Origin of the sequence: Acinetobacter higginsii (genome assembly GCF_000369845.1) — a bacterium.
Classification (GTDB): domain Bacteria; phylum Pseudomonadota; class Gammaproteobacteria; order Pseudomonadales; family Moraxellaceae; genus Acinetobacter; species Acinetobacter higginsii.
In genome coordinates, this window is the sequence record NZ_KB850214.1 from 145,609 (window position 1) to 169,698 (window position 24,090).

Below are 24,090 nucleotides of genomic sequence, written 5' to 3' on the forward strand. Positions count from 1 at the left end.
AATATTAGACCTTCATCAATTCTGCTTCTTTCGCTGCAAGACGCTTATCAACCTCTGCAACATATTTATCAGTCATTTTCTGAATCTCATCTGACGCACGGCGATCATCATCTTCAGAAATTTCTTTTTCTTTCAACAATGCTTTGATATCACCTAACACATCACGACGAATATTACGAATCGCAACTTTGGCATTTTCAGCTTCGCTACGCGCAACTTTTTGCATGTCACGACGAGTTTCTTCAGTTAACGCAGCCATTGGTACACGGATTGCGTCAGCAGTAATTGGGTTCAATCCTAAACCTGCTTCACGAATCGCTTTATCAATCGCAGCAACCATCGAACGTTCAAATGGTTGTACCAATAGTGTACGCGAATCCTCAAGCCCAACGTTTGCCACTTGATTCAATGGAACATCAGAGCCATAGTAAGAAACCATCACACCATTTAAAATAGATGGGTGCGCACGACCTGTACGAACTTTAGCAAAGCCTAACTCTAACGAGTCAAGCGACTTCTGCATACGCTGTTCGCCATCTTGTTTGAGATCGTTAATCATATGATCTTCCTTACTTATTCATAGGTATTACAAAATATTTAGACATTAGTATAAAGAGCTTTATAGCTCACGTACATTAGTTCGTTACGTGAGTACCCTCTTTTTCGCCCATTACAACAGAAAGCAATGCACCAGATTTGTTCATATCAAAAACTTGCAATGGCACATTATGGTCACGGCATAAACAAATTGCCGTAAGATCCATTACACCAAGCTTCTCATCAAGAACCTGATCAAAAGTTAAATGATCATATTTAACCGCATCATCGTATTTACTTGGATCTTTGTTATAAACACCATCAACCTTAGTTGCTTTCAAGATCAAGTTTGCTTCAATCTCGATACCGCGCAAGCAAGCAGCTGTATCCGTAGTAAAGAATGGATTACCTGTACCAGCAACAAATACGCATACTTCATTTTGGCTTAAATGACGAATCGCATCACGGCTTGAATATGGTTCCACCACGGTACCAATCGACAATGCAGACATAAGACGTGTTTTGATATTGCGGCGTACCAATGCATCGCGCAGTGCCAAACCGTTCATCACAGTTGCCAACATGCCCATCTGGTCACCAGTAACACGACCAACCAAGCCGTCTTTCTGTAATTGGCTACCACGGTATAAATTACCACCACCAACAACAATACCAACCTGAACACCTAAACCAACCAAGTGAGCGATTGAAAGTGACATTTGATCTAATACTTGGGCATCAATACCCATATCTTTATTACCAGCTAAAGCTTCACCCGAAAGCTTTAGCAAAATTCGTGCATAACGTGGATTTTTAGAAGCTGACATACCTATACTCCAAACCGACCAATCTCAAAACTTTCTTAAATTTAATTCAACATCAAGCAGATTTAATCTGAATTAACTTTGCATACAAATCATATTCATCTGCATCGGTAATCTCGACTTCTAGCAAATCGCCAGCTTTAATCACACTCTTATCAATATCTTCAACAAAAACATTGCCATCAATTTCTGGTGCATCCGCATATGAGCGTGCCACAGCAACTGGGAATTCGTCTTCTAGACCATCCACCAATACAGTCATAGTTTGACCAATACGTTTTTGCAGTTTTGCAGCAGAAATCTCTTGCTGGACTTCCATAAAACGCTCATAGCGATTTTGTTTAATTTCTTCTGGCACATGATCAGGTAGATCATTTGCTGTCGCACCTTCAACTGGTGAATAGGTAAAACAACCAACGCGATCGAGCTGAGCTTCTTTCAGCCACTCCAACAACATTTGGAAATCGTCTTCAGTTTCACCAGGGAAACCAACAACAAAAGTTGAACGAATCACCAATTCAGGGCATTTTTCACGCCACAATTTAAGACGTTCTAAAGTATTTTCACTATGGGCTGGTCGCTTCATCAATTTTAAGATGCGCGGACTGGCATGCTGAAAAGGAATATCTAAATAAGGCAGAATTTTACCTTGTGCCATCAAATCAATGGCAGCATCTACATGCGGATATGGGTAAACGTAATGCAAACGAACCCAAATCCCAAGCTGACCAAGCGCTTCACACATGTCATAGAATTTGGTTTTTACTGGCTGACCATTCCAAAAATCTAGCTTGTACTTGGTATCGACACCATATGCAGACGTATCTTGAGAAATCACAAGGACTTCTTTTACACCAGCGCGTTTAAGTGCAGCTGCTTCATCCAACACTTTCCCTACAGGACGAGACACGAGGTCGCCACGCATGCTTGGGATAATGCAGAATGTACAACGGTGATTACAACCTTCCGAGATTTTTAAATAAGCATAATGCTTCGGTGTTAAACGAACACCTTGCTCAGGAACCAAATCAATAAATGGATTGTGCTTTGGAGGAGCTGGCACATACTCATGCACTGCTTCCATTACATCTTGATAAGCTGCCGCACCTGTTACTTTAAGCACATTTGGGTGCATTTGGCGAATTTTGTCTTCGTCTTTACCTAAACAACCGGTGACAATCACTCGACCGTTTTCGCTCATGGCTTCGCCAATGGCATCTAAAGACTCTTGCACTGCAGATTCAATAAAACCACAGGTGTTAACAACAACCAAATCCGCACCGTCATAATCTGATGCAACCTGATAACCTTCAGTCTTTAACTGAGTTAAAATTCGTTCAGAATCTACCAATGCCTTAGGACAACCTAAAGATACAAAACCGACTTTGGGGGTCTTCATGAATCTGCGCTCCACTTGAATCGGCGTATTGTATGACTTTTCTTTGCTTCCGCATAGCTGCAAAGCCATCTCTTTGTGTAATGCACCAAAATACGACCAAATTTTTAAACAAAATTCAACAACGCACCAATTTGGAACATAATAAAATATTGAAATAAGCAGATGTATGTGAAAAATACCGTATAAATCGATTCTTTCAGATTTAAGTGATTGAAATTTAGTTAATACAAAGTTGGCTTGTATTTTGCATAAAGTACATTTTAGAAGTTAATGGCTATTCATTAAAATTTATATTTATTGCGCCATTTTAAAACAGGATGATTCACAAATGGATCAACAGAACACTATCGACTATCGACTCTTAGTAGATAATCTGAGCACTGCCATTTTATTGGTCGATAGTAAGCTTAATATTTTTTATTTAAATTCTGCTTGCGAAGCATTATTTGATATCAGTTTGCTCCGCGCATCGGGTCAACCTGTATTAAATTTACTGCATGCGCATGATGATTCATTTAATACACATGAAGCATTATTAAACACTTTAGAAAGTGGGCAACACTATACCCGTCGTGAAGCCGTGATCAATGTGAATTTTAAACCGATTCATGTCGATTACACTGCATCACAACTCAATGCAGGCAAAAGCTATCATCCACTCCTGTTAATTGAACTCAATCCGATTGACCGTATGTTGAAAATTTCGAAAGAAGAAAACCTCGTTCAACAACATCAAGTGGCTCGACAGTTAGTTCGCGGCGTAGCACATGAAATTAAAAATCCGCTAGCAGGTATTCGTGGCGCAACACAACTACTTGCCCGTAGTCTTGGTGATGATAACTATCGTGAATTTACCGACATTATTATTAGTGAAGTTGATCGTTTGACCAATCTTGCGGACACCATGCTCGGTTCACGTCAATTACCAAGTTATGAACATGTCAATGTACATGAACCTTTAGAGCGCGTTCGCTCACTTATTGCAAATCAAACCAAGAAAAAAATTAAGATCACACGCGACTATGACTTGTCCTTGCCTGATGTCATGGCCGATCGAGACCAACTGATTCAGGTCATGCTCAATATCAGTGTCAATGCCGTACAGGCCATGACCGAAAATAAAGATTTTTTTACCGACTCAGAACCAGAGCTGGTTTTAAGAACCCGAATACAACGCCTTGTCACCATTAATGGTGTGCTGAATCGCTCAACGGTTCGCATTGACATTGAAGACAATGGCCCTGGTGTTCCTGAAAGTATCTTGGAGTCCGTTTTCTATCCGCTAGTCACTGGTCGTGCCAAAGGTACTGGGCTTGGTCTCAGTATTGCTCAAAATATTATGCATCAACATAACGGAATGATTGAGTGTCAATCAGTTCCAGGAAAAACCGTATTTAGCCTATATCTACCTTGGGAGTTAAACCATGTCACGAAATAAAATTTGGGTAATAGATGACGATCGTGCCATGCGCTGGGTACTGGAAAAAACCTTTAAAGAAGAGGGTTTTGATGTCACCAACTTTGAAGAGGCACAAACTGCACTTGAGCGTCTACATGATGATGCACCCGATGTGATTTTAACCGATATCCGTATGCCAGGGATTGATGGTTTAACCTTCTTATCTAAAGTTAAAAATACGCATCCAGATCTACCTGTCATCATCATGACAGCACACTCTGATTTAGAGTCAGCTGTGTCGAGTTATCAAACTGGTGCTTTTGAGTATTTACCGAAACCCTTCGATATAGATGAAGCATTGACTTTGGTTAATCGTGCGATTTTGCATATCAATAAATTGCAACAACAAGAAGCAACCAAAACCGCTTCACCTTTGCAATCGACCGAAATTATTGGTGAATCACCTGCAATGCAGGAAGTATTCCGTGCAATTGGTCGCTTATCACAATCCCACATTACCGTATTGATTAATGGTGAGTCTGGTACAGGTAAAGAGTTGGTTGCCCATGCACTGCATAAACACTCACCTCGTCGCGCTAAACCTTTTATCGCACTAAACATGGCGGCCATTCCAAAAGACTTGATTGAAACCGAGTTATTTGGTCATGAAAAAGGCGCATTTACAGGTGCAAACACACAGCATCAAGGTCGTTTTGAACAAGCCAATGGTGGTACTTTATTTCTTGATGAAATCGGCGACATGCCGTTTGAAACGCAAACACGTTTGCTTCGAGTTTTAGCAGATGGAGAGTTCTACCGCGTCGGTGGTCATATCCCAGTTAAGGTGGATGTACGTATCGTGGCTGCAACCCACCAAGATTTGGAAAAACTGGTGAATGAAGGACGTTTCCGTGAAGACTTATATCATCGTCTAAACGTCATTCGTATTCATATTCCAAAGCTGTCTCATCGTAGCGAAGACATTCCAATGTTAGCGCAACACTTCTTGGCACGTGCGGGCAAAGAGCTTGGAGTCAGTCCTAAAATTTTACGTACAGAAACTACGGATTATATGCAACAACTGCCTTGGCCAGGTAATGTGCGCCAGTTGGAAAATACTTGTCGCTGGTTAACTGTTATGATTACGGGTCGTGAAGTCTATCCAGAAGATCTACCTGCTGAGCTTAAACAAGCCTCTATGCATAAAAACAATGATGCTCAAGCTGCATCCAATACCAGCCCTGCTTTGGTTGAACGCATTGCCGTTCATCATTGGGATGAATTATTGGCACAATGGGCAATCCAAAAGCTTAAAAATGGTGAAATGAAACTCTTAGACATCGCCACACCGATGTTTGAACGCACGTTGATTAATGCCGCACTACAACAAACACGTGGCCGTAAACGCCATGCCGCTGAGCTTTTAGGTTGGGGACGTAATACCCTTACCCGTAAACTCAAAGAGTTAGGCATGGATTCCAGCGATGACGATGACGACGAAGAAATTCGTTCCGCATAATTAAAAGACGATGAAAAAGCGAGTACAGGTTACTCGCTTTTTCATTTGGATTGAGAAATTTTGAAACACTCATCAATTCCATAACCATACAATGGATATGGTTTTTGTTATACTAGAATCAACCCAACCACCCCAAAGTAGATAATGTCTGATATTTGCTATCCAAGCTGTGCTAAACCTCAAACTCGCCGCGGAGAAGAACGTCGTCTCGCACTATTATTGTGCGCAACCGATTTATTCCTAGAAAAAGGTTATGAGGCAGTCTCTTTGGATGATATCGTCAATCATGCTGGTGGCTCAAAAACATCTATCTATAAATACTTTGGCAATAAAGAAGGCCTATTTACTGCCATTTGTGATTATCGAAGAGAAGTTTTCTTTAAAGGTGTTTGTTTTCCTTATACACCCGAAAAACCTGATTTAAGAAGCTACCTCACACAAACCCTTCAACGTTTTTATCACCACATTATTCAACCTGAAAATATCGCTTTCATGCGGATGTTTACAGAGCAAACTCAAAAAGATGCACAGCTCGCTCATTATTTCTATGATCAATGTGCACTCAATATTCAAAATACTATTGCTTTTGCACTAGAGTATGCCCATAACAGCGGCGAGATTTATTGTACGAAACCCAAATTCTCTTCGACCATGTATTTTGGCATTTTACGCGATGTCGAGTGGCGCAACTTAATGGGTTTAGACGTACCAGCCGATGATGCAGAAACCATTGATTATATTAACTATGCTGTAGATTTGTTTTTAAAAGCCCACCAAAAGGTCTAATTCTTTTGCTTTTTTTTGCGCGTATAGTATAGTATTCAATTCCTTTTTTTCTACACCCATTAATCATCACTTAATTATTGTTTTTATTCAATAATTATTGGGGGAGCAAATATGGCGCTTCGGCATTTTCTTACTTTACGAGACCTATCCTCTTTAGAATTGCAGCGTATTTTAGATCGCGCACAAGAACTTAAACGCATGCAACATAGCAATACGGTCTATCAACCTTTTGCTGGTAAAGTTTTGGGAATGATTTTCGAGAAATCGAGCACACGTACGCGTATTTCTTTTGAAGCAGGTATTTGCCAATTTGGTGGTAACGCAATTTTTCTTTCACCACGCGACACGCAATTAGGGCGTGGTGAACCGATTGAAGATTCTGCTCGTGTCATTTCGAGCATGCTGGATATCGTGATGATCCGTACTTTCGGTCACGATATTGTAGAGCGTTTTGCATCTTACTCGACCGTACCTGTCATTAATGGTCTGACGGATGATCACCACCCTTGCCAGTTACTTGCTGATTTGCAAACCTTCCAAGAACACCGTGGCAGCATTGAAGGTAAAACCGTAGCGTGGATTGGTGATGGCAACAATATGTGTAACTCATATATTGAAGCGGCACATATGATGGGCTTTAAGCTTAAAATCGCATCGCCTGAAGGTTATGAGCCACAAGCAAGATTCCTCACCGAGTTTGCTGATTGCGTAGAAGTCTTTAATAAAGCTGAAGATGCAGCTGTCAATGCAGATCTCATCGTGACTGATGTCTGGGCTAGCATGGGTCAGGAAGAAGAACAGAAGTTACGTGAAAAAGCATTCTCAGATTTCCAAGTCAATGAAAAACTTATGGACTTGGCACACCCTGATTGCTTATTCATGCATTGCTTACCTGCGCACCGTGGTGAAGAAATTTCTGAACACATGTTAGACCACAAAAATGCTGTGGTTTGGGATGAAGCAGAAAACCGTTTGCATGCACAAAAAGCGTTGATGGAATTCTTACTGAATGAGAATCTGAAAAAAGACTAAGTTTAAAAAAAACAGCATCATTCGATGCTGTTTTTATTTGTGCGTTCTAAATTGAACACTGAAATAAAAACACTTATAGTAAGACAAGCCCATTAGATTAAGTTTCTCATGATATGAGAACTTCACTCAATACACAGCGGACGTTATGACTTCACTTGAACAAGCCCTATCTCAAATACCAAGCTTTTCTTTGGTGCATGAACATCTGTTTAGCTCTGCTCAACCGACTGCTGAGCAACTGCAACAGATCAAAGAATATGGTTGCAGTACTGTCATTAATCTTGCGACCAGCAAATCAGATAACCATCTATCTGAGCAAGATCAAATTTGTTTAGACTTGGGTTTAAACTACATTCATATTCCAATCGGCTGGGATGTGCCCTGCTCTGAACAATGTCTTTTTGTTTTGGATCTCATTGATCATCTGGTGCAAAACGAGATCATTTGGTTACATTGCGACGACAATATGCGTGTCAGTAGTCTGATGTATCTTTATCGCCAATTCTATATGAATATCGACCTGCCCACCGCCCAAGAACTTTTACACCAAATTTGGGAACCGAACGAAACTTGGACAGGCTTAATTCATAGCATTACTTTACAACTGCAAGGCCGTAAAGCAACACAAGAACTAGAACAATCATTAATTAACAGCAATCACTTTGCTTGATGCGAAATTAACACCGTTGCCGTTGCCAAGATCCCTTCTTGGCGACCAGTAAATCCCAATTTCTCAGTTGTTGTGGCTTTAATACTGATTTGAGTCACATCAACATCTAACACATCTGCAATGCTTTGGCGCATCTCTAGATTATACTTCGCTAATTTAGGACGTTCGCAAGCAACCGTGATGTCTGCATTATTCAGCTGATAGCCACGATCCAAAATCAATTGATAAACATGTTTGAGTAACAAGCGACTATCTGCACCTTTATATTCAGGGTCTGTATCTGGAAAATGCTGACCAATATCACCGAGTGCCAACGCGCCCAACAAGGCATCACTCAGGGCATGTAATACCACATCCCCATCCGAATGTGCCTTTAAACCATGCGTATGTGGAATTTGAACACCCGCCAAAGTAACAAAATCACCTTCTTCGAACGCATGTACATCCATACCTTGTCCAATCCGAATTTGAGCAACCATATGATTTTCCTTTTACAATATACCGAACAAATCTTGTATTCAGGCTTTCTATTTCGCTATAGTACGTTGAGCAAATTAGACTGAAAGTATAAGTGATTATGCTGTTTAACACTGTAAGAAATCAATTAAAGAAATCTGGCTACATCATCACATTGAGTTGTTTTTGCTCAACATTTGCCTATGCGGAATCAATTGACTGTACGAGCAAGGATTTGGAAGCGCAAAAAATCTGCGCTAAGCAATATAAAGAGCAGCGTCTGAAGCTCAATGCCAAGTTTTTAACCGCTTATTTGGTGACCGATGCTCCATTACAGTTATTACATGACACCCAAACCTTGTGGCTGAATCAAGTACAGCAGTGCAAAAGCAAAAGCTGTTATCAGCAGCAATTTGATGCACGTTTGGATGATTTGAATTTTTATACCTCAATGAACCAAACCTTGACACAGCATTATTTGAAATATGAACACGGTAAACTAGCAGCTCAACCGGTGCATTTACAGATCCATCAGTTGGATAAGGATAAACTCAAAATAGAAGGCACTGCATACCGCAATCCCAATAATCGTCTAGAAACTCAAACCTTGTCTTTATTGGCATATAGTACGCCTGAACAAAAAGGCCAAATAATTGATAATGAAAAAAAATGCCAGTATCAGTTTGATTTTCAAAAAGCCTTATTGATTATTAAATCTACGCAGAAAGATTGCGGCAGATTTACAGGGATCTACCGCCTGTACGATTAGTGGTCTTAACATTTAAAAGCCGATGTTTTCACATCGGCTTTTTTGCTTCAGTTTGGGAATTTTTCTGCAATTTCTTGGCTAATCAATACCGCTGTTGCCGCAGATAAAGTCCAGCCCAAATGTCCATGTCCAGTGTTATAAAACACTCGTGGTTGCTTACCCTGTTTTACCACAGGCAGCATATTCGGCATCATTGGACGCAAACCTGCCCATGGCACAACATGCTCAGTCGAAATATCAAAGTTTTGGTTAACCCAATTAATTAAAGGCTGGATACGATCAGCGCGAATATCTCGGTTATATCCATTAAACTCAGCGGTACCTGCAATACGTAAACGATCAGCACCGAGGCGAGAGGTCACAATCTTGGCACTTTCATCAAGTAAGCTCACCCACGGCGCATTTTTTACACTACGCTCATCTTTCAGCTGCACTGTAATTGAATAGCCTTTGACAGGATAAACATTCACACTATCACCGAGCATATCGGCTAATTGGTAACTTCCTACACCACCACAGACCAAAACCAAATCGGCAATAATTTCAGTGATTCCATCCGAGCTTGGATTAACATTCTCGGAACTGTTTTTGCAGTGAACAACTACTTTGTCTTGAGTAAATTTGACATCAACAACATCTAAGCCAAAACAATATTTCACACCATTTTGCTGAGTTTTTTCAGCCAAGCCAACAGAGAATTTATGAATATCTCCTGTTGCATCCCCAGCCGTGTAATATCCCCCAAAATAATCACCTGTTAGCGTAGGTTCAATGGCTCTCATTTCGTCAGGTGTAATCGCATTTCGTTCAAGTTTTCCTTCAACCAACACATCATTGACCTTTTTGGCAATCTCATAGTCTTCCTTGGTGTGATACATATGTAAAATGCCGCGCTTTTCCAAATCAAACGAGATACTTTCTTTTTCTGCAATCTCAAACAAGCGTTGTCTCGCCAAAAGTGCCAAACGTACGGTCTCAATGGTATTGGCTTTATAATTTTTAATATGCGTTAAGAACTCAATCAACCAGCGATATTTATGTGCACTAAAGGATGGATTGAGCAATAAAGGTGCATCCTTTTTACTCATCCATTTAATACCTTTAAGTACGGTTGCCTTTTGATTCCAAACCTCGGCGTTACAGGCAGACAACTGCCCGCCATTGGCAAAAGACGTCTCCATGGCTGGAAAGAGATGACGATCAATCACCGTCACCTCATAGCCTAATTTATTTAATTCATAAGCAGACGTTACACCCGTAATCCCCGCACCAATGACAACAACATGTGGCATAGCAAACTCCTAGAAATGCATAACATTTCTTAATGCATAGCCCCATCTGTCATGGTACCTGAGAGTTTCGGCAGATGATTACCAATTAATCATTGAGCCTTCCCCTTCGGTGAGTGTTTATCATAGAAGAAAAATATTGTTAATTTCTACAAGTTGAGCACTGCTCTCCAGATTGTATTTCTATTATTACAGTCCTTCTGCCTGAGAGTTTCCGGGGTCGTTGCTCCTTCGGCGAGTTCATTGAAGAACTTCTCTCCCGCAATAATATTTATATCCTTATAAGCAATATATATGCCGCCTAAAAATACCGACACTAAATTCTTGTAATTGTTTGTAGGCGAAGAAGTGTTCTATTTCAAGTTACTTAAGCAATAAAAAAGCAGACTTTGAGTCTGCTTTCAAATATTAAAATTTACATTGCAAAATTTGTTCTGAGAACTGACCTTTCCAGAGTTCGCGTAACGTTGGTAAATAAAACTTTTCACCAATCATCACCAACTCTGCATCAATCAGCGCATGAATTTCATGCATCAACACATAATCCAAAGCAATGAGTGATAATTGCGGCTGACTTTGGGTAATTTGCTTACGTCTAACTTGCGCTTTTTTTACCAGTTCGTTAGCAAAATTTTTGTCTTTATAGGTGGTGATCGCACTTAAACGCAGCTCTATAATTCCCCAACCTTCCAATAATTTTTTAAATGTCTCAAAGTCTTTTGATGTTGCTTCCCATGTCACATTGTCTAAATTACTGTCCTCAGGTAGGACGGGCAATAATAAATCTGCAGTGCTAGGAAAGATTTTCTTTAAATTCAACAGAAACTTAACAGGATTTTCATTCGGAAGATCAGAAAATTGGATGTTGGTTTGGGTATCTGTTAAATAGATAGAGAGCATCAAAAAAAATCCTAAGGTAAAATACTGTTTTATATAAACTTAATTTCAGCTCTGCGCAGTGTTGGCAAAACAAAAAAGATAAAAAACAGAAGAAGTTGATCATTCTAACAATTATGACAATTTATTCAATGTTAGTTTCGCAAAGACTTTCCTCTACATATTAAGTAGCCCCTACAAAATCAGAATCTCAAGCGTAAAACATAGTCAAAGAGAGATCTTTGACCTTAATCAACTGCCTAACACATCATGGAGAATAATTATTTACATCATCATCGTGTAGCAGATACATAAAAGTTTGCTATCCGTTCTCTACCTTTGGAATAATAGAACTGACCATGCAGGTCAGTTCAAAATTACTCATTTCACAGCTTTTTGAAGATTAAAAAACATGTGAAATATCTATTAATTCAATAGGCTTTAAAACAACGGACATCATTTACTGATTACCTTATGTCCGTTCTGAATAGGCTTTGTAGGAGTTAATCAAAGTGATTAAGATCAAAGAATTGATAATGTCTGAACGTATAGTCTTAGATAAATCAAAACTATTAGATACATTAGACAGCACATCCATTTTATTAAAAAATAAACTTGTATTTCTACCTTTTATCGCCCATTTCGTTATGAATTTTGGTGACTTTAATAAATATGTATTGCCATTTAAAGCGCCAACAAATGAATTGGAAAATCTCGTAAACATACATGCAGCAGAAGATGCCGAACATTGGATTTGGTATGCGCATGATTTAGAAAAACTAAGCTATGATCTTCCTGAAAAATTTACGACAACTTTAAAAAAATTATGGTCAAAAGAAAATGAAGAAAACCAAATCCTTTTTTTCGAGTTAGTCCATTTAGTTCACAACCAACCAGCCAATATTCGACTTGCAATTATCGAAGCAATCGAGATTACAGGTCATATCATCTTTTCAAAATTGAGAGATATCACCCAACATTCTAATTACCAGTTAAGTTATTGTGGAGACATCCATTATCATAAAGAAACAGGTCATACCATTGGAGCTGAAGAAAAAATCATAGATCAGCTAACCTTCTCAACATATGAAAGTGAAATTGCAACTCAATCCATAAAACAAGTCTTTAAAGCATTTAGTCGCTGGTATCAGTACTTGGATTTCCTTATTTGTACACATCATAGATCCTGACCAACTATAGTACTTGATACCTCTATTTTATAAAGAAATCCCTCTATTACAGAGGGATTTTTTATTCACGAATCAAGCTTACTTACTATTTGGAGAAACCATATTTTCAGGTTTCACCACCTCATCAAATTGTTCAGCAGTCACTAAACCAAGTTCAACCGCGACTTGCTTTAAGGTTTTATTTTCCTTATAAGCCGTTTTCGCAACTTTGGCAGAGTTTTCATAGCCAATCACAGGATTCAATGCAGTGACCAACATCAATGAGTTATGCAAGAAGTAATCAATTTTCTCACGATTTGGCTCAATGCCTACCGCACAATGATCGTTAAAGCTATTGCAAGCATCACCCAACAACTGAATCGATTGCAGTAAGTTATATGCAATCACAGGCATAAATACATTGAGCTCAAAGTTACCAGAAGCACCTGCTACATTAATTGTGGTGTCATTCCCTAAAACTTGAGCAACCACCATGGTCATCGCCTCACTTTGAGTCGGATTAACTTTACCTGGCATGATGCTTGAACCAGGTTCATTTTCCGGAATACGTATTTCACCGAATCCACAGCGTGGACCACTTGCCAACCAACGAATATCGTTGGCAATTTTATTTAAGCTTGCAGCAAGTGTTTTTAATGCGCCTGATGTAAACACAGCAGCATCCCGACCAGCCAATGCTTCAAATTTATTCGGTGCAGTCACGAATGGCAGACCTGTTAATTCAGCTAATTGCTCCGCTGCTTTAACCGCATAATCTGGATGTGCATTTAATCCAGTACCAACCGCTGTCCCACCCAAAGGCAATTCATATAAACCAGACAGTGCTTGCTGTAAACGCTTCAAGCCATGCTCTAATTGTGAAACATAACCACTAAATTCTTGGCCCAAAGTCAAAGGTGTCGCATCTTGTAAATGGGTACGGCCAATTTTGACAATATCATCAAATTCTTCTGACTTACGCTGTAATGTATCTTTTAGCTTCGCAACGGCTGGAATGAGTAATTCATTAATTTGAATACTTGCAGCCACATGGATTGCAGTTGGGAATGAGTCATTGGTTGATTGTGCGCGATTGACATGATCATTCGGATGAACTGGTTTTTGTGCACCCAATACTTGACCTAATTTCTGATTGGCAATATTGGCAATCACTTCATTACAGTTCATATTGCTTTGCGTACCTGAACCAGTTTGCCAAACCACCAATGGAAATTGTGCATCCCATTGTCCAGCAATTACTTCTTCAGCAGCACCAACGATATATTGGCTTAAATCTTCAGGAAGTTGTTTTAATTCAGCATTGGTAATGGCAGCAGCTTTTTTCACCAAACCCATTGCTCGAATCATGGCACGTGGCAAGCGTTCTTGACCAATCTTAAAGTTTTGTAAACTTCGTTGCGTTTGCGCACCCCATAAGGCTTCATTCGGGACCTCAATGTCACCCATTGTGTCGTGTTCAATTCGCATTTGCATAAACAACCTCTACTCTATTTGGTTAAAGTTCTCACGGGCTGAAGCAAAGTGATGCTTTGGCTAGTTGCCGTTATCCTAATCAAAGCAGATATAATTGTAAATAAGAATCATTATCCTAATTGCCTTTTAAGGTATTCAGATAAAAGCGCCATTCATCTTCAATCATCTGTGCTAAAGGTCGTTTTGGTGACCAGTTAAGAATCTTCCCTGCCTTATCAATTATTGCACCTAATTGTGCAATCTCATCATGCTGAAATACTGCGGGCTGAACATGCACTTTCGCCTGAGTCACTTTCTCAATTTCATTTAATAAGTTTTGAATTGAGGTCAGTTGTGAATGTGCGATGTTGAATGACTCCATACAGTTGTTCTGCGTACTTAACCAATTTAGAGTCATTAAAATGGCATCACATGCATCTAAAACATGCAGAAAGCTTCTCTCAACAGTTCCATCAGTAGTTGCGGCCTGATTCTGCAATTCAATACATTCACGCTGCATAGCCGCAACTTGTAAAGCTAATGGCACGATATTCTTAGGCAACTGAGTGACAAACTCACCTAATACGCCATGCTCAAATGCACCAACAATATTGGACAACCGCAGATTTACAATCCTCCACTCGGGATCGACACGATAAGTATCTGCAATAATATCTTCAACCATTTGCTGAGATCGAACATAAGGGTTCGAATATTTATAATTAAATTCAGTCTCTTCCTTAAGTTCAGTACTTGATTGGCCATAAACCGCCAGACTGGACAAATTGATTAACTGTCTCACCCCCATGCGTTGCATGGCTCTTAACAGGCTCATAATGCTGCTAACATTGTCATTATAATATTCAAGAGGTTTTAAAGTAGATTCTTCTAATGATTTAAAACTGGCAGTATGAATCACAGTGTCGATGGAATATTGTTCAAAAACTTTATTAAGTGCTGGTGTATTTCGAACATCAAGTTTCGCAAATGGAATATACATTCCTGAGATATATTCTAAACGTTCTAAAGTTTGTAAGGTCGAATTGGCTAAATTATCCACAATGACGATTTCTTGCCCGTGAGCCAAAAGGCTCAAAGCAATATGTGAACCAATAAAGCCTAAACCACCTGTCAGCAAAATCATTGTATACTTACCTTCCTTTATATCTGTCCATCATTTTTTTGCCAATTATGACCATAGTGAATATTCCATGAGCACACTATTGCTAATTACTTCATCTCCTACGTCGATTATGGCTTGGCATGCTTTTGGTCTAGCTCAAGCGCTTCAAAATAAGGATGAAGAAGTTCGTGTCTTCTTTTACCAAGATGGTGTTCAGGTTGCGAATGACTTACAGTGGTTTCCCGATGATCAACGCAACTTAAAACAAGAATGGCAAAAGCTTGGCATCCGACTCCCTGTCTGTGTCAGTGCTGCCCTTGCTCGGGGTATCACTGATGCGGACAATGCAAAACGTCATTCACTTCAACATCACAACTTAGCCAATGGCTTTGAACTTGTGGGTCTCGGAGAACTTGCTGACGCAGTACAAAGCTGTTCTCGTTTAATTCAATTTTAATTAAAGTTCTTTACTAGCGTGTTGCTTTGAAAAGGTAAATTGTGTGAAATCTGTACTCGTCATTCTAACTCAACCTAACTTAACAAGTTTGCAAATCAATGAAAGCTTGTCCGCTACTATGGTTTTAGCAACCTTTGGTATTTCTGTCAAAGTATTATTAAAATGTGCAGCAATTAACTTATTGGATAATAAATTAGAATTTGATCAACTTTTACACGAGTTTAAAATTGCATCTAACTTGGTTGAAAGTTTTGAGTTCTATGATTTAACCCCAATTTTAATTGAGTCAAAAAATCAAGAACTTAACGCTGTTAAAAATACAGAACAGGAAATTGAATTTGTTGATCTCTGTCCTGAATTTATTCAATCATTTGATCATATAATGTACTGGTAAGGCCACTCCATGCAAGCAACAACACTGTTCCTCATGCAATCTAATGCTGATCAAATTTGGTCGGATTTAATTAAAATGGCACAATCTGATGACTATATTGTGATTATGGGTAATGCAGCAATTCAAATACCTAGCGCGATTACAGCAACTTATTACAACATTTATTGTTTAACAAACGAGCACAATTTACTTGATGATGAAATTAAATCTCGGATTCAAGCAATCGATTATGCACAATTTGCGGATTTGACTCTAAAATTCAAACGTTGCGTTTCTTTGAAATAAGACATCTTCAATTCATTTTAAATTTGTTAGGCTATTTTATGCAGTTAGAGTTAGACCAAGACGGCCATTTAGTTGATTACACCATTTGGAATCAAGACGTTGCACAAGAATTAGCGAAGTCTTTAGATTTGCAGTTAACCGACTGGCATTTTGAGATTCTTTATGCAGTACGCCAGTTTTATCAGCAATTTGGACATTCACCTGCAACACGACCGCTGATTAAGTTTTTAATGAAAACCGTCAGTCCTGAAATTGATAATGCAGCATTGCAGCAGAAATTTAATACAGGTTTAGTCGCTCGACATTTAAGTCGTTTAGCTGGCGTACCTAAACCTGCAAATTGTTTATAATTTTTTATTTACGCAAATTTCTTGGCACAAGCAACACAGGCAATTACTGCAATCGTGACGCCAAACATGGCAGGACTTACTTGTTCATGTAATAAGACTGCGGCAATCGCCAAACCAAAGATCGGTTGCAACAGCTGGAGTTGCCCAACAGTTGCAATCCCACCTTGTGCCAAGCCCTTATACCAAAAGAAAAAACCAATTAGCATACTAAATAAAGACACATAGGCCAGACCAAGTTTTGCCGATGTTGAAATTTGATCAAAGCTCATAGGCATATAGAGATATGAAATGAGCAGCATGATCGGCAATGTAATAATCAATGCCCAGCAAATCACCTGCCACCCTCCCAAATGTTTAGAGAGTTTTCCGCCTTCGGCATAACCAAAACCACAGAATATAATTGCCAATAACATGAAAATATCACCATAGTTAAAGGCCCAACTCCCTGTTTGGACTAACATATACCCAAAAACCAGTGAAGCACCTAAAACTGCGAATAACCAAAATACGAAATTCGGTCTTTCTCCACCTCGTAGCACACCAAAAATAGCAGTCGCTAAAGGCAATAAGCCTACAAAGACAATGGTGTGCGCAGCACTGACATATTGAAGTGCCAATGCTGTAAATAACGGAAAGCCAACTACAACCCCAATCGCAACATAAAATAATGGCAACCAATCTTTTCGTGTTGGTAATTGCTGACGTGATAATAAAAGCAAGGCCAAACCAAGAAGCCCCGCGATTGCGGCACGAGCAGCAGTTAAAAAGGTAGGGCTAAAATCCATAACCGCAACGCGTGTGGCTGGTAGTGAACCGGCAAAAATAATCACACCGATCAGACCATTCATCCAACCACTACTGAAAGTTTTCATTTAAATTCTCCAAATCTATATGAAGAATTTAAACTGTGCTATGGTTTAAGCACCATACACAGTACAGTACAATTTCAAATAACTGTATTGGCTTACTAACCCATACAGTTTAAAGATAGATCGAGATGAAAAGTACAAAAATTGATTTCGTGATCCAGCACATTCAGGAACAAATCAAGACCCGTTCATTGCTGCCAGGTTCACGTCTACCTTCAGTTCGCGCTTTAGCTGGCTTGCTGCATTTATCTGTTTCAACCATTGTTGAAGCTTATGAACGTCTTGCCTCTCAAGGGATTATTGAAGCCAAAACAGGATCGGGCTTTTTTGTTGCAGGACCACTTGCACCTTTGTCTATCTCTGAAATCCATCCAAAGATTGATCGCAGTATTGATCCACTCTGGATTTCTAGACAGGCATTAGAAGCAAAGCCAGATGTTTTAAAACCAGGATGTGGTTGGTTACCTGATGACTGGATGCCACACGAGAATATCCGCAAAGCCATTCGCAAGGTATCTAAAGCTCCTGCTAGCATTTTGACTGATTACTCAACACCTTTAGGCCTAGCACCTTTACGAGAATTACTTTCAAGAAGAATCTTGAGCAAAGGCATTGAAGCGCGTCCAAATCAGATCTTATTGACAGATTCAGGTACGCAGGCAATCGATTTAATTTGTCGTTATTTTCTCAAGCCGAATGATGTGGTTCTGGTTGATGATCCTTGTTATTTCAACTTTCATGCCCTACTCAAAGTTCATCAGATTCAAATCATCGGTGTGCCTTATACGCCGACTGGGCCAGATCTTGAAGCATTTTCACAGGCGATTCAAAATTACAATCCACGCCTCTACATTACCAACTCAGGCATTCATAACCCAACAGGTGCTGTGTTAACGGCATCAACGGCTTATCAGGTGTTAAAACTGGTTGAGCAATCTAATTTGATTGTCATTGAAGATGATATTTTTGCAGATTTAGAATTGCATAGTGCCCCTCGTCTCGCAGCTTTGGATGGCTTATCTCGTGTCATTCACATCGGCAGTTTTTCAAAAACTTTATCTGGCTCAGTCCGTACAGGATACATTGCAACCAAAACAGAATGGATTGAAGATTTAACTGATATCAAAATCGCGACTTGCTTTGGAGGGAGTAATTTATCTTCAGAAATTTTGTATGCTGCATTAACTGATGGAAATTATCGTAAATATCTAGAAGAATTAAAGGTCCGTTTGTCTAAAGCAATGGATGCAACAATCAAACAACTTGAGAAACTAGAAATCAACATCTGGGTTAAACCCACTGCTGGGATATTTGTATGGTGTGAATTACCACACCACTTCGATACAGCACGTATTGCACAGCGCTGCTTAGACAATGGCGTGATTTTGGCGCCAGGAAATGCATTTAGCCAGAGCCAAAATTTCAAAAACTTTATTCGTTTTAATGTAGCGCAATCACTGCAACCCAAAGTTTTTGAGGTTCTATCTCATGCCATTCAACAAGAGACAGAACAACAAAATTTATAACTCAGGCACTTTGCTTTTTTTGCTCGATAAAAGCGAAATAACCAGGCCCAGCCGCGACACGAACATCTTTGGCTTTAATCGGTTCATCACACTCAGAACACACCACTTTGGGGTTGATTTTCCGACCACAGCTTTTATGGGTAAATTCAACAGGTTTGCCCAGTCCCATATCCATCCATTTATCGGCCCACTGCACCATCGAGAGAATGATTGGATAGAGATCTAAACCCTTGTCTGTCAATTGATATTCAAAACGCTCTTGACGATCAACATACGGCACTTTAGTCAAAATCCCATGCTCAACCAAACGCTTTAAACGCTCTGAAAGGACATGACGTGTCAGTCCTAAACTACGCTGAAAATCATCAAAACGGCGTATACCCATAAATGCGTTACGTAAGATGAGCATTGTCCAGCGATCACCCAATACTGAAAGCGTCCTCGCCACTGAACATGGCTGGTCTCCAATTTCGTCCCATTTCATTATTATCACCTAATCATTTTTTTAAAGTTTTATTTAAAAAGACATCTATGTCTTGAACCGTCATGTTTAGAACCTAAACAATATAAAATATACACTAAACTACCTTATCCATCAGATGCAATATTGGCACTTGGCTAAAAATACCAATATTCAGTCATTTTACATAAATTCATCAAAACAATTTAGTTGTAAATGAATAGCCCAGAAAGGATTTGTCCTGCACCCAATTTCGTATTGGCTGGGATACGTACCAGACTATTTGCTTGCATTAAGTTGCTCAGCATATGCGATTGCTGCTTCGCCAAGCTTTTAAACTTGAGCTGCCCTTGATCAAAATAAGCCTGCATTCTTAAAAAACGTTCACGTGCATCCGATTTTAAATCATGGGTCAGTACGCCACTCAACCACTGCAAAGGTTGGCGTTGGTTCTGAAAGGCATCAAGCAAAGCTTTGCCATACACCTGCATACACACATACACGGCAGCAGGATTGCCGGGTAAACCTAACAAATAGCAACGATGATCTTGCTGTGTGTATTCGGCAAAGAATAATGGCTTGCCTGGTTTTTGTTTTACCTTCCAAAAGATTTGCTCAAAACCTGTTTCAAACGCGCATGGGCGAACAAAATCATAATCGCCAACGGAAACACCGCCCGTGGTAATGATCAAATCATATTTCTGTTTTAGGCGTTCAAAACACTGCGTCACCTCTGCGGCTTCATCTGCAAGATGTAAGACTTCTGCATCTATACCATAGTCTTGCAACCAAGCTTTCAATAGTGGGCCATTGGCATCAAAAACTTTCCCTGCCTGCAAGTCCTCAGGCGTTTCAGCAACTTCATCCCCTGTAATGACCACAACCACTTTAGGTGATTGAAAAACATCAATACTTTGCACACCTGCCATACTTAGTGCTGCCAGTGCACCAATATTGATTCTTTGTCCAACATCCGCCAATTGCTGACCCCGTTGCACTTCCTCACCGACAAAACGAATATCTGCTTGAGGCTGAATGTGTTCAGTCAAGCGAATGGTTTGATTGGCTTCAACGAAGACAATTTCTTGTCGAGCAACATGCGTTGTTCCCTCAGGTGTTTTCCCGCCTGTAAAAATACGAATTGCTTGCCCATCTTTGAGCTGATACTCAGATTCACTACCCGCTTTAATTTCACCAATCACGTCAAAGACTGCATCTTGCAGATGATCAGCAGCACTATTCAGGGCATAACCATCGACTGCACTTTGCGAGAAACTTGGTAGATCGACATTGGAATAGATCGCTTTGGCGAGATAACGATTCAGTCCATCGGCTAAAGGTAATGTCTCAACGTTTAAAGCTTTCGGTTGTGTTTGCACCAAGGCTAAGGCCTCATCAATACTAATCAAACCTTTTTCAGCACCACACCCTGACATTATTCATAACCTCCCGGATGAGGTAAATCACGACAAACGTCAAAAATATGAACCAAGGCTGGTAGGATTGCCGCCATTGATTCGCTCGCACCACCACGACTTCCTGGTAAAGTCACCAACAATGAGCGATCAATAAAGCCTGCAACACCACGTGACATGGCTGCATATGGCGTGCGTTTTTGTCCAAATGAACGTGCCGCTTCCATTAAGCCGTCGAGTTTGCGTTCTAATAGTGGTTCTAAGGTATCCACGGTGATATCGCGCTTACCAATACCAGTACCTCCGATCGTCATAATGCATGCATAAGATTTGGTCAGTTCTAACACTAAATCTTTGAGCTGATCTGCTTCATCAGGCAAAATCTGATAATGAATCGGATTAAAGCCTGCTTCAGTCAAAGTCTCAACCACGGACTTACCTGCGGTATCGGGTTTACGACCCGCTGCAACAGTATCTGACAGTACAATTACAGCCGCTGAAACAGGTTGGCGCAACGTACGTTTAAAGTGTGATTTTCCACCCTTTTTCTTCAGCAATTTACACTGATCTAAACACAGCTCTTCTGGCTCACAATGCGGTTTTAACATGTCATATAACGTTAAACCTGCCAGACTTGCAGCCGTTAAAGCTTCCATTTCCACGCCTGTTGGGCCAATGGTTTCAACTGTGGTCAAAATCACCACATGGTCGTCATGTAGATCATAATCGACATCGGCACGATAAATCGGTAATGGATGACAGAGTGGAATCAGCTCATCCGTACGTTTAGCGGCCAAAATACCTGCGATACGTGCAGTTTTTAAAGCATCACCTTTTTCGGTATTACCGTCTCGTAACAACTGAATGCAATGTGCGGGTGCATGTAAAATCGCTTGCGCTTCTGCAACACGATAACTCTCGGGTTTCATCCCAACATTTTTCATTTTAACTTCCTGACGCTTTATTCGTGTGTATGCTCATGGCTACAATTTTCATGGTGATGCTCGGGTAAATCCCTCTTTAATAAAGGGGGACTGAGGGGGATTTTCGCTTGAACATTATCGGTTTGATCTTTACGAATACAACAGCCTTCTACATATTGACTGGTGCCATCCATAAAAAACTCTTCTTTCCAGATCGGCACTTCATGTTTGACCCTTTCTACGGCCTCTTCACAGGCTTGAAAGGCTTCACGGCGATGTGCTGCATAGGCAATCGCGATAATCGCGGTTTCACTGACATCCAAGTAACCGATCCGATGCATGACACGTACATAAGAAACCTGATATTTATCTTTGATTTCCTGTTCAATTGCGCGAATCATCTTTTCTGCGACAGGCGTATAAGAGGTATATTTCAGTGCTTTAACCGCTTTTCCTTCGTGGTGATTACGCACAGTTCCAATAAAAATATCAACCCCACCGCATTCAGGAAAGGATTGAATCGGATCAAAGTGATCGAGGCTTAAAGCCTGATCTTGGACTCGGGCAAATTCACGCATATTTATCCTCCCGCTACTGGCGACAACAAAACTAAAGTACAGGATGTTTCTAATGCGGTTTGACGTGTCACGATTTCCTCACCTATCGCACAGGCACATTTTTCCATCGCGGAGTCAGCATCTGGATAAAGATTGATAATATGTGACAGTACATCTTTGACCATTTGATCTTTTGCAAACTCAAATGCCAGCGCCTTGGGTAATAACCGTTCAATTGCGCCAAAGGCTTCTATTTTTATCTCAATAGTTTGCATATTTTCTCCAAACAACTTCCCTCACTAACCACCAAGCATATGCATACTAATTTTACGTGCTTGCTGATGTTGTATTGCATGATAACCCTGCGCTTTCTTCCAAATATAAGGCTTAATTTTTTGATCAAGTTGATGGAATGCTAACGATTTGAGCTCAGCTTTTTGTTTGATTGCCTGTTGCAGATCAGGTTTTATATTTAGACCTTGTTTTGCAAATAAACAATTATATAACTCACCTTGAGCCGTCAATCGAATTCGATCACAGTCCCCACAAAATGAATGGGTAATGGTTGAAATAATACCGAGTTTATATTGGCCATCAAGCTGATAGAGGCGTGCAGGTTCATGCTGTTGTTCTAAGACCTGAATATCATAATGCGCTGAGAGCTGCTTTAAGATTTCCGCTTCACTGACCACGGCTTGATCCGTCCAGTGCTGATCACCATCCAGCGGCATAAATTCGATAAAACGCAACGGAATATTATGCTGTTTGGCCCATTTCACCATCGGCACAATTTGGTCATCATTCTGACCTTGCATCAGTACACAATTAATTTTGAATGGCAGACCAACTTTTGTTGCGGCTTCAATACCAGCAAATACAGGGGCAAGCTCTTTTTTAGTCAGTTGTTTAAATTGAAGCGGATCAAGGCTATCCAAACTAATATTGAGATCATCCAAACCTGCCTGCTTCAATGGCTCAGCATACTTCGCCAAATAATGACCATTGGTTGTGATTGAAATACGTTTTAGCCCCAAAGCTCTTAAACTTTGCAAATCACGGATAAAATGCACCACACCTTGACGCATCAAAGGCTCACCACCAGTGATACGGATATTTTCAATGCCCTGTCCAACCATATATTGACAGAAAATAAACAGTGCCTCGAAACTGAGTAGATCTTGTTTTTTCATCCATTCAGGATGTTCAGGCATACAGTAAATGCATTTGAAATTGCAACGGTCTGTCACGGAAATCCGTAACTTGCGCTTAATACGACCATACTGATCTTGTAAGATCGGTATACTCGTGTCATCTATTTCATGCTTCATCATATGCACTCATATTGTGAATCTTTGAACTGGGTTTAGCACAAGTTCTGTGCGTCCTTGTTTTACTCATCACAGTGAATTGTTTTTATTACAGCAATAATTATTCCAGTTTTACCCTATCAGCATTGCCGATGTTGCTTATTCATTCAAAAGAACAACTCTTTCAATCTATAAACAAAAATAGGTTTTGTCCTGAGTATTTTTG

The 24,090-nt window shown here is 40.0% G+C and carries 27 protein-coding genes and 1 riboswitch; of the genes, 12 read left to right on the forward strand and 15 right to left on the reverse strand.

All coding sequences use genetic code 11. The features are described from left to right. Positions 1-4: 4 nt before the first annotated feature. The 3 genes from frr to rimO all read right to left on the reverse strand — a co-directional run bounded on the left by frr (position 5) and on the right by rimO (position 2,760). Positions 5-559, reverse strand: coding sequence for a ribosome recycling factor (gene frr, locus F885_RS11690; RefSeq protein WP_004807417.1), 555 nt, complete (start codon positions 557-559; stop codon positions 5-7). 76 nt (positions 560-635) lie between these two features. Continuing rightward, positions 636-1,364, reverse strand: a complete 729-nt coding sequence (gene pyrH / locus F885_RS11685; protein ID WP_004807419.1) for a UMP kinase — start codon at positions 1,362-1,364, stop codon at positions 636-638. Between the two features lie 52 nt (positions 1,365-1,416). Further along, complete coding sequence (gene rimO, locus F885_RS11680) at positions 1,417-2,760, reverse strand: 30S ribosomal protein S12 methylthiotransferase RimO (RefSeq protein WP_004807421.1); 1,344 nt, start codon at positions 2,758-2,760, stop codon at positions 1,417-1,419. 328 nt (positions 2,761-3,088) lie between these two features. On the opposite strand from rimO, the gene glnL reads away from it, so the two are divergent. The 5 genes from glnL to F885_RS11655 all read left to right on the forward strand — a co-directional run bounded on the left by glnL (position 3,089) and on the right by F885_RS11655 (position 8,166). Then, positions 3,089-4,198: a nitrogen regulation protein NR(II) gene (gene glnL, locus F885_RS11675; RefSeq protein WP_004807423.1), complete on the forward strand. Its 1,110-nt coding sequence runs from the start codon at positions 3,089-3,091 to the stop codon at positions 4,196-4,198. Next, entirely contained in the window at positions 4,185-5,678 is a 1,494-nt protein-coding gene (gene glnG / locus F885_RS11670) for a nitrogen regulation protein NR(I) (protein WP_005315772.1), read from the forward strand. The genes glnL and glnG overlap by 14 nt, the downstream gene beginning before the upstream one ends. A 144-nt stretch (positions 5,679-5,822) precedes the next feature. Next, positions 5,823-6,464, forward strand: a complete 642-nt coding sequence (locus F885_RS11665; protein WP_004807428.1) for a TetR/AcrR family transcriptional regulator — start codon at positions 5,823-5,825, stop codon at positions 6,462-6,464. Positions 6,465-6,575: 111 nt separating this feature from the next. Further along, entirely contained in the window at positions 6,576-7,496 is a 921-nt protein-coding gene (argF, locus tag F885_RS11660) for an ornithine carbamoyltransferase (RefSeq protein ID WP_004807430.1), read from the forward strand. 145 nt (positions 7,497-7,641) lie between these two features. Further along, on the forward strand, positions 7,642-8,166 hold the full coding sequence (locus F885_RS11655) for a protein tyrosine phosphatase family protein (RefSeq protein ID WP_005188959.1): 525 nt from the start codon (positions 7,642-7,644) through the stop codon (positions 8,164-8,166). Here F885_RS11655 and ispF read toward each other — a convergent pair. Next, entirely contained in the window at positions 8,154-8,645 is a 492-nt protein-coding gene (gene ispF, locus F885_RS11650; protein ID WP_005315777.1) for a 2-C-methyl-D-erythritol 2,4-cyclodiphosphate synthase, read from the reverse strand. The genes F885_RS11655 and ispF overlap by 13 nt on opposite strands. Positions 8,646-8,743: 98 nt before the next feature. Between ispF and F885_RS11645 the strand changes: the two genes are divergently transcribed. Beyond that, positions 8,744-9,391, forward strand: a complete 648-nt coding sequence (locus F885_RS11645) for an A1S_1983 family putative colistin resistance protein (RefSeq protein WP_005315780.1) — start codon at positions 8,744-8,746, stop codon at positions 9,389-9,391. Between the two features lie 47 nt (positions 9,392-9,438). Here F885_RS11645 and F885_RS11640 read toward each other — a convergent pair whose 3' ends face one another. Together F885_RS11640 and F885_RS11635 are read right to left on the reverse strand one after the other, a co-directional pair. Then, positions 9,439-10,683, reverse strand: a complete 1,245-nt coding sequence (locus F885_RS11640; RefSeq protein WP_005315782.1) for a D-amino acid dehydrogenase — start codon at positions 10,681-10,683, stop codon at positions 9,439-9,441. A gap of 179 nt (positions 10,684-10,862) precedes the next feature. Beyond that, positions 10,863-10,952, reverse strand: a riboswitch (glycine riboswitch). A 136-nt stretch (positions 10,953-11,088) separates the two neighbouring features. Further along, entirely contained in the window at positions 11,089-11,580 is a 492-nt protein-coding gene (locus tag F885_RS11635) for a hypothetical protein (protein WP_005315784.1), read from the reverse strand. Between the two features lie 512 nt (positions 11,581-12,092). Between F885_RS11635 and F885_RS11630 the strand changes: the two genes are divergently transcribed. After that, positions 12,093-12,746, forward strand: coding sequence for a hypothetical protein (locus tag F885_RS11630; protein WP_225761827.1), 654 nt, complete (start codon positions 12,093-12,095; stop codon positions 12,744-12,746). Between the two features lie 78 nt (positions 12,747-12,824). Here the strand turns inward: F885_RS11630 and fumC are convergent, their stop codons facing one another. Next, complete coding sequence (fumC, locus tag F885_RS11625) at positions 12,825-14,219, reverse strand: class II fumarate hydratase (protein ID WP_005315790.1); 1,395 nt, start codon at positions 14,217-14,219, stop codon at positions 12,825-12,827. 115 nt (positions 14,220-14,334) lie between these two features. Next, positions 14,335-15,342 carry an NAD-dependent epimerase/dehydratase family protein gene (locus F885_RS11620; RefSeq protein WP_005315793.1) on the reverse strand — a complete coding sequence of 336 codons (1,008 nt, stop codon included), beginning with the start codon at positions 15,340-15,342 and terminating at the stop codon, positions 14,335-14,337. Between the two features lie 67 nt (positions 15,343-15,409). On the opposite strand from F885_RS11620, the gene tusD reads away from it, so the two are divergent. Genes tusD through F885_RS11600 form a run of 4 tightly spaced genes read left to right on the forward strand, consistent with a single transcriptional unit; the run spans position 15,410 to position 16,807 of the window. Beyond that, on the forward strand, positions 15,410-15,778 hold the full coding sequence (tusD, locus tag F885_RS11615; RefSeq protein WP_005203370.1) for a sulfurtransferase complex subunit TusD: 369 nt from the start codon (positions 15,410-15,412) through the stop codon (positions 15,776-15,778). Positions 15,779-15,821: 43 nt separating this feature from the next. Further along, a complete protein-coding gene (locus F885_RS11610; protein WP_004807449.1) occupies positions 15,822-16,172 on the forward strand; it encodes a hypothetical protein in 351 nt (116 codons plus the stop codon). Positions 16,173-16,181: 9 nt separating this feature from the next. Next, the gene (locus F885_RS11605) at positions 16,182-16,457 is read left to right on the forward strand and encodes a hypothetical protein (RefSeq protein WP_004807451.1); all 276 of its coding nucleotides are present in this window, start codon (positions 16,182-16,184) and stop codon (positions 16,455-16,457) included. 38 nt (positions 16,458-16,495) lie between these two features. Then, positions 16,496-16,807 carry a TusE/DsrC/DsvC family sulfur relay protein gene (locus F885_RS11600; protein WP_004807454.1) on the forward strand — a complete coding sequence of 104 codons (312 nt, stop codon included), beginning with the start codon at positions 16,496-16,498 and terminating at the stop codon, positions 16,805-16,807. An 8-nt stretch (positions 16,808-16,815) separates the two neighbouring features. Here the strand turns inward: F885_RS11600 and F885_RS11595 are convergent, their stop codons facing one another. Next, positions 16,816-17,679: a DMT family transporter gene (locus F885_RS11595; protein WP_004807456.1), complete on the reverse strand. Its 864-nt coding sequence runs from the start codon at positions 17,677-17,679 to the stop codon at positions 16,816-16,818. Between the two features lie 125 nt (positions 17,680-17,804). Between F885_RS11595 and F885_RS11590 the strand changes: the two genes are divergently transcribed. Next, complete coding sequence (locus F885_RS11590) at positions 17,805-19,202, forward strand: aminotransferase-like domain-containing protein (RefSeq protein WP_005315813.1); 1,398 nt, start codon at positions 17,805-17,807, stop codon at positions 19,200-19,202. A 1-nt stretch (position 19,203) separates the two neighbouring features. Here F885_RS11590 and F885_RS11585 read toward each other — a convergent pair whose 3' ends face one another. The 6 genes from F885_RS11585 to moaA form a co-directional block, all read right to left on the reverse strand. Continuing rightward, positions 19,204-19,686, reverse strand: coding sequence for a winged helix-turn-helix transcriptional regulator (locus F885_RS11585; protein WP_005315815.1), 483 nt, complete (start codon positions 19,684-19,686; stop codon positions 19,204-19,206). 182 nt (positions 19,687-19,868) lie between these two features. Then, entirely contained in the window at positions 19,869-21,098 is a 1,230-nt protein-coding gene (locus F885_RS11580; RefSeq protein WP_005315818.1) for a molybdopterin molybdotransferase MoeA, read from the reverse strand. Further along, complete coding sequence (gene moaCB, locus F885_RS11575; protein WP_005315820.1) at positions 21,098-22,021, reverse strand: bifunctional molybdenum cofactor biosynthesis protein MoaC/MoaB; 924 nt, start codon at positions 22,019-22,021, stop codon at positions 21,098-21,100. The genes F885_RS11580 and moaCB overlap by 1 nt, the downstream gene beginning before the upstream one ends. A gap of 17 nt (positions 22,022-22,038) precedes the next feature. Next, the gene (locus F885_RS11570; protein ID WP_005315823.1) at positions 22,039-22,578 is read right to left on the reverse strand and encodes a molybdenum cofactor biosynthesis protein MoaE; all 540 of its coding nucleotides are present in this window, start codon (positions 22,576-22,578) and stop codon (positions 22,039-22,041) included. A 2-nt stretch (positions 22,579-22,580) separates the two neighbouring features. After that, entirely contained in the window at positions 22,581-22,832 is a 252-nt protein-coding gene (locus F885_RS11565; protein WP_005315826.1) for a MoaD/ThiS family protein, read from the reverse strand. 24 nt (positions 22,833-22,856) lie between these two features. Then, positions 22,857-23,888, reverse strand: coding sequence for a GTP 3',8-cyclase MoaA (moaA, locus tag F885_RS11560; protein ID WP_005315829.1), 1,032 nt, complete (start codon positions 23,886-23,888; stop codon positions 22,857-22,859). Positions 23,889-24,090: the final 202 nt, after the last annotated feature.